A 12745-nucleotide genomic window follows, 5' to 3' on the forward strand; every position below is an offset into this window, starting at 1 on the left:
ACTACCGCCTTGGCTGCAGGCTTCATGACCTACCTAAAACCGCTGCCATCAGGCAAGAAAAGCGGCGGCCTGTGGCCGCCGTGAATCATGTTCGCTTGCTGCGAGTGCCCGTGTGTCCTAGCGTACGAAGGTGCTTGACGATGGTGCGAAAGCTCCCACGTCCAAGCTCAAGGCGCACGTTTGTTGGTCCGATGCGCCTTCCTTGAGCGGCCAGGCGTTTGCATGCCTCACGAACGTCTTCAAGCGTCACGCCCGGACGCCCTCTCTTGCGCTGCGTTCCCATAAGGTCCTTGAGGTCACCGGGAAACTCCGGCACACCGTGTAGGGACCTGCTACGGACGCAACGAATTTGGTAATTGAATCTTCTTGCCCTGCGCGATTGAGTCAGGGACCATCAGAGGCTTTCGGGTCTTCAGCGCACTGGTTTCTATGGCGGACACAAACGGGTTGAGCGAACGCATACATGCCGCGTTAGACCAGCAGCGGCTCTGGGATGGTCACATCGTACGCAGCGCGTCAAGCGGGAACTCGCCTGCCCCAGGCTGGTACTTCTGTTCGAAGGTTGCCCCCGATGTGCTTGAGCTCTTTCAAGCAGAGCGGACTTCAGCCGTCATGACTTCTGACGCTATCGGCATAGGGCCAAGATTCACCTTTTGGGTTTTGGCGTTCCAAGTCCGTGCGGTTCAGCACCGATTCTTTTTGCCCTTGGTGGCGCCTTCCGTGGCCGTGCTCGTAGCCGACATGTCGCGCGAGGACCTTCATCTGTTGATGGATGCGGGCCCGTCCATTCCAGTCCTCGATTCGCACGTTCCGGTTACGAGGCATCTGCGCGCGACGCTCGCGAACATGCATCAACCGGCATTCGACAGGGAAGTCGTTTTGCGCGACGTGGTTCTCACTGCGGCCAGCCTCCTTGACCCCGACGCCTTAAAACCAGCGAACCCCAGACGTCCCCCGACGTCTGTTTCCGTTACCGCAGTGCTACCGACAGAACTCGTGGGGCCCGATGGCGCCCTGTTCGGAACGTGACCGTCGCACCTTGGGGTTCTGGTATGCGGTCAGACCCTCATTGGCTCTGTTAGCACGCGAGAGTCAGTAGCAAGCAGGTTCGCCCATGAAGCTCCTCTATCTCGACGTCTCCCACGTGCTTCACCCCTCTGTCAGCACGTACCAGCTTGTTCACGGCAGGTCCCCATGGGCAGACGGTCACAGCGAATATGAGAACCTGCCCGTGCTCGAGATGCTCTTGGACCCGTACTCTGACGTGCGCATTATCTTGAGTGATTGGACCCCCGTCGTTCATGGAATTGACAGCGTCAAGGAGCATCTCGGAAGGCTTGCCGCGCGCGTCGTCGGCACCCTTTTCGATGACGTAATCACCGAGGTGCGGCGAACGATTCCGCTTCGGTCAGGCGACGAACGGGAGGTGGGCTACTCCGTCGAGGATTTCAGGCGCATGAGCAAGGCGCAAGCTGTCTCGGCGCACGTGGCTTGGTCGAAGCCGCACGCGTGGGTGGCCATCACTTCCGAGGACTGCGACTGGGCGCCCGAAGTGCGCGAGGGGCACGTCGTCATCACTGACATGCTCGACGCACTCGGGACCGTCGCTGCGCAGTTGGCTCTGGCGACCAGACTTGAGGTGAATTACGGATGAGACTTCCAGCCACCCAAGGTGCCCTCCGAAAGAGCCGGCGGACCTGGACGACCGAGCGGCCTCAGTCTTCGACCGCCGGTTCAACGACGGAGCCGACACCAAATAGTGCGTCCTACCCGAATGAGAAGAACTGTGACCATCCCGTTTGAGCGCACTCGCGCTTTGATTCACTCCTACGAGCTGCTCAAACGTCTGCAGGACCCGAAGGAAACACCCCGCGTGCCCCGGTGGTTGCGCGGTCACGCCAAAGCGCTGCTTAAGCACTACCCGTCCTACGGCGACATCGAACAAGCACACAAGGCGCTTCCGGACCTCTTCGGACCGGTACCCCCGTTTAGCCGGCTGAGTGGAACTGCCGATGTCCAGAGTGTCATCGACGCGACCAAGGGGAAGCCATGAGTCCGGTGGTGCGCGTGCTATCAAAGTTAAAAGAGCTCTTCGCACGCGCAGCATTTCCTGGCTCGGCGATGGCTGTCGCCCGTGACTGGGAGCGACTGACGCAGGCAGGGGAGGCGCTTCTAGGCCCAACTGGTTGGGCTCTTCTTAGACGGTACGGCCGTCTGATGTCCGGGACATACAGCGGCCAGTATGTCAGTGCGCTGCCCGGCGCAGAGGTCCGAGCTCTACTCGAGGCGCTTCAGCGTGGGGACAGAATACCGGTCCACCTGATGCATGGACACCGCAGCGGCTGCTATGAGTCGTCCTGGCTCTCCTTGGCAGAAGGTCGCTTGTTGATGCATTACCCCAACCGGACTGAACCTGCCGAATAAATCCCTGCGCTCAAGGGGCTTGAAAGATAGCCGCCTGCCGCGAGCTCGATGAAGCGGCCCCGATGACTTGCTGAGGCTGAGGCCCGGTCGCCAATCCGTCCGCAGGGGGCTAACCGTCGACCAGGGCTGACTCGCTGTCGGCAGCCCACGGCGGCCGGACGGCCCGTAGTCTCTCCAGGCCGGCATCCGGCCCAGGCGGCGCATTGAGCAACGCCGTGAACTGCTCGAACCGTGCTGCGTCGAGGCTGAAGAGTATCTGGTCCAAGTCCATGCGCGGATTTTGGCACCGAACACCGTCCCTGTCCTCCCCGGCCCGCGACGTACTGACTAGGCTTCGTCCTCAAGCAGCATGCCCGGCTGTCCTCGTCGCTTGACATGCTGCGGCGCTGTCACTTCGTTCGGTTGCAGCATGCACGGGTGCCGCTGTGCGCGCAGACTCCGGCGGGATAAACCCGCGCCGCTACTCACATGGATGGAGAACACACTCATCGCGCCCGCGCAACCGAGTTCCGCGGCTGCGGCTGCGGGGGCGGCGCCAAGTCCCGAATTGGGGCTGCTTACCGGCGCCATCGCCGATGTCCGCATCCTTTCTGAAACGCTGAGCCCGAGTCGGCTCGTCCGCCGTGGTCTTCTCGCCGAAAAGGAAATCTGCGAGGTCGCTCGCAACGATGCTGCCTCGCAATTGAGAAGGGCATCACCAGACAGCGTGGAGAAGTCGGACCTGTATCGGAGAATCCGTGCCTGCACGGAGCAGGAGCACCACATCGAGGAGGTGCTAAAGACCCAGCTCCTGCCGCAGCACGGCCCGACCTAGTTCATTGGGCCAAGGGCCTTCCTGCAGACACCCCTGTTCCGTGTGGCAGGCAAGCAGCGCGCGCGACAAGGCGCAACCAATCTGGTCCTTGTTGCGCAGCCTCAGGTCACCTACCGAGGCCCGGAGCTGCGGCAACCCGACGGTCTGGTGTTCGCCAGCCTTGTGCATATGGCGCGAGACGTTACGCTGGACGTGGGAGTCAGTTTTCATGCGGAGGATGTCTGCCGCACCCTGTTCGGCCGCTACGACGGCAACACCCGGCGGCAGCTTCGCGACCATATCCAGCGGCTGCAAAGCGGCGTCGTCGCGTTCGATACCTTCAGCATCCAGTTGTGCCTTCGCTTCGACTACCCCAATCGGGGTCGCTGGAGCGTCGCCCTGGACCCGCACATCGTGGCGCTGTTTCAGGGCAACACGCATGTCTGGCTGGACGTGGCGACCCGTATCCGGCTTCCTGAAGGTCTCGCAAGCTGGTTGTACGGCTACGTGCGCAGCCAGAGCAGGCTCATTCCGATGAAGCTGGAGACGCTGCGACAGCAATGCGGCTCCGAGGCATCGCCCAAGGCCTTCATGAACGGCATGCGGCTCGCGCTGCAGCAGCTCGCCCTAGAGGGTGTGGTCGCGCCAGGCTGGTCGCTCGGCGCCGGCTGGGTACGCTGGCTGAAGGGTCCCAACGGCTAGCGAGCCGCTTCGCCGGGCATGTCATCTGACATGCTGTCGTGCAGCCGGTGCTGCCGCCGGCCCGTCACGCCGTGTCATTTGACGTGCCTGGCGTGTCATTTGAGATGCTGGCCGTTGCAATTGCGCAATGAGATGCCCATTTCGCAGCGTCATGGACCCCGTGGAACGGCTTCCTTTCATGTCGTTTGACATGCCCGGATGTCACTTGCCGTGCCCGGACCGCCCGCAAAGCCTTGCTGGCTCTGGCTTTCCGGGCTGCCGTCTCCTTACTTCTATAGCCGCGCGCATCGCGGCCGACGACCTGACGCAGGCAGCAGCTTCCTCGCCCTAAAACGTGCGGGCGGTTTTAGGACCTCACCTAAAAAGGCGCGGTGCGTACACAAGGCTCCAGCAACTACTTTTCAAAGAGCATCTCATGAATCAGGTCATCTCTCACACCGCTTCCCTGTCCGAACCGACGCCGTCCCGCGTCTTGACCAAGCCCGAACTCGCGGGCGCCCTGCATATGTCCGTGCGCAGTCTCGAAGGCCTGCTCAAGGCGGGGGACCTTCCTGCCGGCGTTCGCCGCGGACGGTTCCTCTTCTGGGACGCCAACGTGGTGTGCAAGTGGCATGACGAACTGTTCGCCGCACAGCGCGCCTGGATTCCGAGCTGAAGCCCGAAGGGCACCGGGCTGGACTTACCCAACTCGTTTTTCATAGCCCCTCCCCAGGAACGCCCCGCTCGAACGCGGGGCGCTTCTGTTCCAGGAGGCAACCGCGTGCGGCGCTGCCAAGTTGCCTCGCGGCAAAAAAATCCCCGCAAGCGATGTCAGCTTGCGGGGACGAATCAGGAGCTGCCGCGGGCGGTCGCCTGGGCCTGGGTTCCTGCACGCTCAGCGGGAATGGGTGTCCTGCTTCATCACTGCGGAGACGAGCTCCCTGGATGCGACGATGGTGACGCAGACGCGCTGCGGCACAGGCAGCTCCTCCACAGTGACCTCTGCGGGCGACAGCAAGCTGCTCGCCAGCAAGCAGGCTTCCACGCGCAGCTTGTGCGGCGACATGTTCTTGGCTGTCGCGTCGCCACACGCGTCAATCTCCCCGACGAGCGACTGCACAAACCTGCAGTCCTGAACGAGCAGGCTTTCGTCGCCTCCGGCCAGTCCCAGGGACAGGTCAAACCCCGCCTGCGCGCTGACGGCGAGGAAATCCAGCACCTGGCGTCCGGCGACCTGCAGCAGCACTCGGTGCTGCCATGCTCCGACCTGCTGCGCCAGAACGAGGTATTTCGTTCCCTGGTCCGTCATGATGACCTTGCCCAGGTGGCGTAGCGGGAGCGTCTGCGCGGCGGCGAACATCCGGGGATGGATGTTCCCGCACAACCACCAGCGACCGCTATCTGCGTCGCAGTGGTGTGCACGGGCTGCGCGCGCCACTTCGGCAGGGTCCATGAGAACGCCCAGCGAGAGCCGGTCAGCCGCCATGGCGATGTGGGAGACAACCTGGGCGCCGTATTCGGCGATATGCAACATAGGTTCCTTTCAAGCCCGAAGAAATGGGCTCCTTGTGTAGAGACCCCGGCAATAGCCGGCTGCGTTGTGGCCCAAAGAAAGCGCCGGCCAGCAACCGCCAAGGTGCTGGCCGGCCGTCGCGTCGTTCGCTCAGGCGCCCTGAGCTTGCGAGCCAGTTGCGGGCTCGTTGGCCGCGGGACCACGAGCACGGGCATGTTCGGGGCCCGGTGCGGGCCGCTGCTGCCCGCCGCCGGCTGCGAGTTGCGCCGACAGCTGCGCCGAAAGGGCCGCGAGCTGCGCCATCAGCGCCAGGGCGTCTGCCGGCGCGCTTGACTGCTGCTCGGCCTGCAAAGGCGGCAGTGCGGGCGGCGTTGCGGGCGCCGGTGTCTGCGCAGCGTGCATGACCTTGACGACGTCGAGCGCAGTGACGTTCACGTACCGTTCCACCATTTCGAATGTCTCGTGCCCGGTCAAGGCCTTTACCAGGAAGACATTGCCGGTCTTCAAGGCCATGCGGGTCGCGGCGGTGTGGCGCAGGTCCTGGATGTGCAGGTCCTCGAGGCCGGCGCGCTCGCAGATGCGTCGCCAGGCCGCCTTCAGCGACTCGTACGTCATGCGGAAAATAGGCTCTTGCTTCTCCTGGCTCGGTCCGAGCTCGCGCAGCGCGTCCAGGGCCGCAGGCGACAGCGGCACCTTGCGTGCCTTGCCATTCTTGGTTTCGCGAAGCGCGATGACGCAGTTGTCCCAGTCCACGTCGCCCCAGGTGGCGTTGCGCGGCTCGCCGGCGCGCATCGCGGTTTCAAGCAGCAGTTGGAACGCCGGCTTGGAAGTCTGCACGCGGCACTCCATGACGGCTTCATCGAAGCGTGTCTGTTCTCCTTCTGACAGGACACGCTCACGCTTGACCAGCTCGCCCGTGAGGTTCAGGCCGCTGGCTGCGTTCCCGCCCATGTTGTTCCAGTGCCAAAACTCCTTGGCATGGTTGAACAGGCCGCTCAGCAGCGACTGCTCCTGACCGACCGTCGCGCGCGCCAAGCCCTCCGCTTCGAGCGCCTGGATATAGCGCTGCAGGTCATCCCGCCCGACTTTGGCGATGTCCTTGGCCGCGAGCACCTGCCGCACGCGTGCAGAGTCGGCCGACTTGGACATCAGCGCTGCCCGGTGGGCATTAAGCCCGCGCGGAATCCTGACCTGTGCGCTGTCCGGCACGAGGTGCACGGCCCAATAACGGCCCTTTCGGACGGTGGTGTTCTTGGGCGCCTGGTCCGCTTGAGCCACGGGCAGGATGGCCAGCGTCGGCAGTCCAAGCGCCTTGAGCCAGCGGTTGAAGCGGCGTACCGCTTGCGGAGCGCCCTTGAGGCCCGGCAGGTGGTCCAGGCCGAAGCGTTGCAGCGACTTGCCCAGGCTGTTCTTGCCAGGCCCGCCGTACATGGGCGCCTTGCCGGTGCCAAGCTGCTTGACCAGCTCGTTCATCGCTTCGTACGCCACTTCCTGCGAGGCGAAGCCGCTCTCGTAGATGTCCAGGCCGCCGCGGCGCACGCGGAAGCTCCAGACCTTGCCCTCTTTGTAGGGTGCAACGCGGGGGCGGCCCGGCTTGCGCTTTTTGGCTGCCTTCTCGCTTGCTCCCTCCTGGCCGGTCGTTCGCACCTTGGGCTGCTTGCCGCGGGCGGGGACCTCGGGCGGCGCGTGCGCATCGGCCCGCGTCTGGGCGACGCCGTCGGCCGGGTCGGCAATGTCGGTCACCGGTTGATGGAGATTGGACTCGTTGGGGTGCATGTGCAGCTCCGGATGCGTTGATGGAGCTGCGTGTAGGGGGCGCACTTCTTTAGACGCAGACGCGCTGCGGCTGTTTAGATGCACACCGTGGTGGGGGCCTTCGATGGCCGCCCCATCGCATCGCGCCTCGGCGTCGGCTGCGTCAAGCAGGTCGTTCGCTGGCGCCGGGGCATTACGGCGCTCGCGTGCGCTGGCCGCTGCGGCGTGGCGCAAGCGGTACCGAAGAAAGTCAGGTAGAGGTTTTCGCATCTGCAACTCCTTGGTGGAAGCTGCGTGCAAACACGAACCCTGGGCCGCTGGCGCGATTCAGCCCGAGCGCTCAAGCAACGACGGTGAAGTGCCCTTGGGGCGCACCCACGCGCACTCGCGCGCAATCAGGCCACGGTCGATTGCCAGAAACTGCGCCAGAAAACCCACCTGGCGAGCCTCAGAAACGACAACGGCCTCACGAGGAGGCCGTTTCGATTTTTGCAAGCCCTTGATTCACAAGGACTTTCAACTGGTGGCCTGGGGCGGAATCGAACCACCGACACGCGGATTTTCAATCCGCTGCTCTACCAACTGAGCTACCGGGCCGAGCCTGTGATTATATATCAGCTGCTCCCGCGCTTGCCGCGCGAGAGGTCCACGCCAAGCTGCTTGAGCTTGCGATAGAGGTGGGTGCGTTCGAGCCCGGTTTTCTCGGCCACGCGGGTCATCGACCCGCCTTCCTTGGCCAGGTGGAACTCGAAGTAAGACTTCTCGAATTCGTCGCGGGCGTCGCGCAGGGGCTTGTCCAGTTCGAACAGCTGGCGCGGCTGCGGCCCGAGCTCCACCGCCGGCGGCAGGCTCTGGCCGCCGGTCATGGCCGACTCCACCGTCAGTTCGACGACCGGCATCGGTGCCACCATGCCCGGCTTGCGCACGGCCGCGGCGCTGGTGCGGGCCAGCCCCGCCTCCACCGCCTTGAGCAGCTTCTGCAGCGTGATCGGCTTTTCCAGGAACGACTGCGCGCCGATCTTGGTGGCCTCCACCGCGGTCTCGATCGTCGCGTGGCCGCTCATCATGATCACCGGCATGGTGAGCAGCCCTGTGGTGGACCACTCCTTGAGCAGGGTGACGCCGTCGGTGTCCGGCATCCAGATGTCCAGCAGCACCAGATCGGGGCGTATGCGCCCGCGCGCCGCGCGCGCCTGTGCCGCGTTCTCGGCCAGCTCGACGTTGTGCCCCTCGTCGTTCAGGATTTCCGAGAGCAGATCGCGAATGCCGAGCTCGTCGTCGACCACCAATATATTTGCCATGATTCGTTGCGGGCCCTCTGCGGCAATGGAGCACTGTTGCTAGGCCGCAACTCCGAATGATAACGATACTTGGGCGCCGACGACCGCATCGTCCACCACCCGGTTTTTCAGGTCGATCCTGGCGCCGTGCTCGTCGGCGATTTTCTTGACCACCGCCAGCCCCAGTCCGGTCCCCTTGGCCTTGGTGGTGACGTAGGGCTCGAAGGCCCGCTTGAGGATGTGTTCCGGGAAGCCGGTGCCGGTGTCCTGCACGATCAGCCGCACCCGCCTGGCGGGCGCGTTGTACTGGGTGCGGATGGTGACCTCGCGGGTCGCGGCGCCCTCGGTGGCGTCCTGTGCGTTCTGCAGCAGGTTGTGGATCACCTGCCGCACCTGCTGCGCGTCGCCGAGGATCCTCGGGCAGTCCGGCTCCAGCTCCATCCTGATCGGCACCTGGCTGGCGGCATCCGTGCGCTCGCTGCCTTCGCGGGCATAGAGCTGCAGCACGTCGGCGACCAGCCCGTTGAGGTCCACCGGCTTGAGTTCGGCCGCGGGCAGCCGGGCATAGTCGCGGAACTCGTTGACCAGCCGCTTCATCGCATCGACCTGGTCGACGATGGTGCGCACCGACTTTTCCAGCAGCGCCCGCTCCGGCTCCGCCACCTTGCCGGCCAGCTTCATCTCCAGCCGTTCGGCCGACAGCTGGATCGGCGTCAGCGGGTTCTTGATTTCATGCGCCAGCCGGCGCGCCACCTCGCCCCAGGCCTGGGCCCGCTGCGCCGACACGATCTCCGAGATGTCGTCGAACACCAGCAGCCGGGCCGATTCGCCGGCGGAATTGGGCGGCATCTCGGCGCCGCGCGCCACCACCGTGATCGCGTTCTGCGGCGAGCCGGGCTGCGCCGCATTGAGCTCGTAGGACTGCTGCCAGTGGTCCAGGCCGTGCTGCTTGCGCTCGCTCAGGAAGTCGTCGAACTGCGACTGCACGCCGGCGCCGAACGGTTCCAGCCCGGGCACCTGCGCCAGCGGCTGGCCTTCGAAGGCGGCCAGCGGCACGCGCAGGATGCGGGTCGCGCCCGGGTTGGAGGTCATGATCCGCCCCTGCGAATCCAGCACGATCACGCCGGCGGTGAGGTTGTCCAGGATGGTCTGCAGGTTGGCCCGCGCCGCGCTCACCTGCACCATGCTGCGGTCCACGGCGTCGCGGGCATCGGCCAGCTGCTGCGTCATGTCGGCGAACGAGCGGGTCAGGCCGCCCAGTTCGTCCTTGCCCGTCAGGATCGGCTTGGGACTGAGGTCGCCCGCCGCCACCTCGCGCACGCCGGCGGCCAGCAGCAGCAGGGGCTTGGCCAGCTGGTTGCCCAGCAGGATGGCCAGCAGCACGGCGCCGAAGATCGCCAGGAACAGGCTGAGCGTGAGCGTGCCGATGTACATCCGGCGCAGCCCCTGGCGCCCCAGCGCCCGCTCCTGGTACTCGCGGTAGGCCTCCTGCACGGCGATGGCGTTCGCTACCAGCGTTGCCGGCAGGTTCTGGGTCACCTGCAGGAAGCGCGGCTCCGCCAGCAGGCCGACGCCGCCCGAGGTCACCACCGCCATGGCCTTGATGCGGGCATTGGAGACCGAGGCCAGCGTCGGGTCGTCCAGCCCCTCGACGATGGCGATGGAGCGCTGCTGGCGGGTGTTGCGCAGCTGCTGCGGGGTCGGGCGTTCCGGGTTGAGCTGGAAGCGCGACATGCCGGCGCTGGCGACCAGTTGGCCGCTGCCGCTCCACAGGACCACGTCGGTGGCCGCCAGCTGGTCGCGGATGCGCTCCAGCGTCAGGCCGGCCGAGGCGTCGGGCGTGTCGCCCAGTTGCCCCGCGGCGGCGCGCGTCTTGTTGGCCAGGTCGTTGGCCAGCGTGTCCAGCGTCGCCCGCCCCAGGCTCAGGCCGGCATCCAGCGCGCCTTCCACCTTGACGTCGAACCAGCTCTCGATCGAGCGCGAGACGAACTGGTAGGACACGACGTAGATCAGCATGCCCGGGATGAATCCCACCAGCGCGAAGATGGCCGCCAGCTTGACCAGCAGCCGGCTGCCGAAGCGGCCGCGCCGCAGCCGCGACGCCAGCCGCACGACGATCCAGCCGATCACCAGCAGCAGCATGGCGGCCACCACCACGTTGATGGCGAACAGCCGGCCGTAGTTGCGCTCGTACAGCTCGCGGTTGTTGGTGGCCTGGGTCAGCAGGAACAGCAGCACGATGCCGATCGCGACGATCACCGTCGCCGCGATCGCGATCGCCCAGCGGAAGGCGCGCGAGGTGCGCTGCGAGGCGTGGAGCTGGTCGGCGGGTGACATGGCTGGCGCTGCTAGCGCGTGATGTCCGCAGGCACGCGCTGGTTGCGGAACACCGAGATGTTCCAGTCGGCCTGGCCGACGGCGCCGATCTGGAACGGCCGCGGCAGCTGCGACACGTCCAGCCGGAAGCGGAAATCGACGTTGTAGCGCTCGTGCGGGCTGATGTCGGCGGCATCGGCGATCTTCCACCGCGAGACGCGCTGCACTGCGGCCAGCGCTTCCTCCTCGCTGTCGAAGCTCTGGCCCAGCGCGACGCCGGAATTGCCGATCACGGTGGGCGCGATGGTCAGCCGCCAGCGCCGCGTCAGCGGCTGGTAAGACAGGCGCATGTGGCGTTGCACGTGCGAGAGCTCGCGGTCGTACCAGTACCAGCGGTCGCGGTACAGAACCGCCTCGGCGACGAAGAACATCGGGATGCCCTTGAGCAGCGCGTCCTCGATCACCGCCGGCAGGTCGAAGCGCACCGCCGCCGACAGGAACAGCCCCTCTTCCGTCCGTTCCAGCTGGGCCTGCGTGATCTCGGCACCCTGGCCCTGGGCCAGCGCCGGCCAGGCCAGCGCCAGGAAAACGCAGGCGGCCAGCAGCCGCGCCGTCCGCTCAAGCTGTTTGCGGAGCTTGCCCAGGTGGGGCGGAGTCTTTTTCAAGCAAGGCGTAGAAAAAGCCGTCGTGGTCACTCTCTGGATTGTCCGGGACGCCATTGCCCTTTGCCCCGCTTTGGGGCAGGAAATGACCCGGCGCCGGCCGCAAAAAGGCGTCTTTGTTGTGCGCAACAAACGTTTGCATCTGGGCCTCGCCCTCGGCCCTGAAGACCGAGCAGGTGCAGAACAACAGCCGCCCGCCGGGCGCCAGCAGGGGCCACAGCGCATCGAGCAGGCGGGCCTGCTGCGCCGCCAGTTGCGCGATGTCGCTTTCGCGCCGCAACCAGCGCACATCGGGGTGCCGCCGCACGATGCCGGAGGCGGTGCAGGGCGCATCCAGCAGGATCGCGTCGAAGGGCTTGCCGTCCCACCAGGCGGCCGGCTGCGCCGCATCGGCGGCCACCACGTTGGCGTCCAGCTCGATGCGGCGCAGCGTGTCGTGGATGCGCTCGCAGCGGGCAGGGTCGACGTCCAGCGCCGTCACCTCGGCGTCGGCGATCTCCAGCAGGTGCGCGGTCTTGCCGCCCGGGGCGGCGCAGGCGTCCAGCACGCGCAGCCGCCGGCCGGGGCTGGCCAGGCCATCGAGCAGCAGGGGCGCCGCCAGCTGCGCCGCGGCGTCCTGCACCGAGACCAGCCCGGTGTCGAAGCCCGGGATGTCGTGCACCGGCCGCGGCCGGTGCAGCATGACGCCGTAGCGGCCGACCGGCGAGGCCGGCATCTGCGCTTCTTCCAGCATCTTGAGGTACTCGGCACGCGGCAGCTTGCGCTCGAAGACGCGCAGCGTCATCGGCGCCTGCGCATTGCTGGCGCGCAGGATGTCCTGCCAGTGCTGCGGATGGTCGGCCTGCAGCCGCTTGATCCACCACAGCGGATGGTTCCAGCGCGCCACGGGATCGCGGTCCGTGGCCGCCAGCAGCGCGTCGCGCTCGCGCAGGAAGCGGCGCAGGCAGGCATTGATGAAGTTGGCCTGGCCGCGGGTGGCCGGCTCCCGCTTGGCCGCCTCCACCGCCTGGTCCACCAGCGTGAATGCCTCGTAGGGCGTGTCCTGCGGGTTCCAGGACAGCGCCAGTGCGGTGCACAGCAGCGCATCGGCGGCCGGCGGCGGCGAGCGCCTGGCCAGCTGGTGGCGCAGCGCCTCGGCCCGCCCCAGGTTGCGCAGCGCGTGGAACGCCAGCGCCTGCGCCGCCGGCCGCAACGCCGGGTCCAGGCGGGCCAGCGCCGGCGTGGTCGATTCGCCCTGGCGCACGGCGGCGACGACGCTGGCGGCGGCCTGCAGCTGGCGCCAGAGGGGGATGACAGGAGGGTTCAAGCGGGGGAGTCCGTC

The 12745-nt window shown here is 66.2% G+C and carries 13 protein-coding genes and 1 tRNA gene; 5 read left to right on the plus strand and 9 right to left on the minus strand.

What is annotated here, in order from left to right; translation table 11 throughout:
• Positions 1-85: 85 nt before the first annotated feature.
• Entirely contained in the window at positions 86-283 is a 198-nt protein-coding gene (locus tag ACFPOE_RS02015; protein WP_376848325.1) for a DNA-binding protein, read from the minus strand.
• 831 nt (positions 284-1114) lie between these two features.
• On the opposite strand from ACFPOE_RS02015, the gene ACFPOE_RS02020 reads away from it, so the two are divergent.
• Together ACFPOE_RS02020 and ACFPOE_RS02025 are read left to right on the plus strand one after the other, a co-directional pair.
• Positions 1115-1654 carry an HAD domain-containing protein gene (locus tag ACFPOE_RS02020; RefSeq protein WP_376848326.1) on the plus strand — a complete coding sequence of 180 codons (540 nt, stop codon included), beginning with the start codon at positions 1115-1117 and terminating at the stop codon, positions 1652-1654.
• Between the two features lie 132 nt (positions 1655-1786).
• Entirely contained in the window at positions 1787-2053 is a 267-nt protein-coding gene (locus tag ACFPOE_RS02025; RefSeq protein ID WP_376848327.1) for a BPSL0761 family protein, read from the plus strand.
• A gap of 480 nt (positions 2054-2533) precedes the next feature.
• Here the strand turns inward: ACFPOE_RS02025 and ACFPOE_RS02030 are convergent, their stop codons facing one another.
• Positions 2534-2695, minus strand: a complete 162-nt coding sequence (locus ACFPOE_RS02030; protein ID WP_376848328.1) for a type II toxin -antitoxin system TacA 1-like antitoxin — start codon at positions 2693-2695, stop codon at positions 2534-2536.
• Between the two features lie 201 nt (positions 2696-2896).
• On the opposite strand from ACFPOE_RS02030, the gene ACFPOE_RS02035 reads away from it, so the two are divergent.
• The 3 genes from ACFPOE_RS02035 to ACFPOE_RS02045 all read left to right on the plus strand — a co-directional run bounded on the left by ACFPOE_RS02035 (position 2897) and on the right by ACFPOE_RS02045 (position 4574).
• Positions 2897-3238, plus strand: coding sequence for a hypothetical protein (locus ACFPOE_RS02035; RefSeq protein ID WP_376848329.1), 342 nt, complete (start codon positions 2897-2899; stop codon positions 3236-3238).
• Between the two features lie 42 nt (positions 3239-3280).
• A complete protein-coding gene (gene trfA / locus ACFPOE_RS02040) occupies positions 3281-3919 on the plus strand; it encodes a plasmid replication initiator TrfA (RefSeq protein WP_376848330.1) in 639 nt (212 codons plus the stop codon).
• Between the two features lie 415 nt (positions 3920-4334).
• Complete coding sequence (locus ACFPOE_RS02045; protein ID WP_376848331.1) at positions 4335-4574, plus strand: helix-turn-helix transcriptional regulator; 240 nt, start codon at positions 4335-4337, stop codon at positions 4572-4574.
• A 219-nt stretch (positions 4575-4793) separates the two neighbouring features.
• Here ACFPOE_RS02045 and ACFPOE_RS02050 read toward each other — a convergent pair whose 3' ends face one another.
• From ACFPOE_RS02050 to rsmB, 7 genes are all read right to left on the minus strand, one after another.
• Positions 4794-5432, minus strand: coding sequence for a hypothetical protein (locus ACFPOE_RS02050; protein ID WP_376848332.1), 639 nt, complete (start codon positions 5430-5432; stop codon positions 4794-4796).
• Positions 5433-5561: 129 nt separating this feature from the next.
• Positions 5562-7187 carry an integrase gene (locus ACFPOE_RS02055; protein WP_376848333.1) on the minus strand — a complete coding sequence of 542 codons (1626 nt, stop codon included), beginning with the start codon at positions 7185-7187 and terminating at the stop codon, positions 5562-5564.
• Positions 7188-7687: 500 nt separating this feature from the next.
• A tRNA-Phe gene (locus tag ACFPOE_RS02060) sits at positions 7688-7763 on the minus strand.
• A 17-nt stretch (positions 7764-7780) separates the two neighbouring features.
• Complete coding sequence (locus ACFPOE_RS02065) at positions 7781-8467, minus strand: response regulator (RefSeq protein WP_376848334.1); 687 nt, start codon at positions 8465-8467, stop codon at positions 7781-7783.
• A 39-nt stretch (positions 8468-8506) separates the two neighbouring features.
• Positions 8507-10783 (minus strand): ATP-binding protein, encoded by a 2277-nt coding sequence (locus ACFPOE_RS02070; protein ID WP_376848335.1) that lies wholly within the window; start codon positions 10781-10783, stop codon positions 8507-8509.
• An 11-nt stretch (positions 10784-10794) separates the two neighbouring features.
• Complete coding sequence (locus ACFPOE_RS02075; protein WP_376848336.1) at positions 10795-11427, minus strand: DUF4390 domain-containing protein; 633 nt, start codon at positions 11425-11427, stop codon at positions 10795-10797.
• Positions 11381-12730: a 16S rRNA (cytosine(967)-C(5))-methyltransferase RsmB gene (gene rsmB, locus ACFPOE_RS02080; RefSeq protein ID WP_376848337.1), complete on the minus strand. Its 1350-nt coding sequence runs from the start codon at positions 12728-12730 to the stop codon at positions 11381-11383. The genes ACFPOE_RS02075 and rsmB overlap by 47 nt, the downstream gene beginning before the upstream one ends.
• Positions 12731-12745 lie beyond the last annotated feature (15 nt).

The organism is Caenimonas terrae (genome assembly GCF_042655405.1).
Classification (GTDB): domain Bacteria; phylum Pseudomonadota; class Gammaproteobacteria; order Burkholderiales; family Burkholderiaceae_C; genus Ramlibacter; species Ramlibacter terrae_A.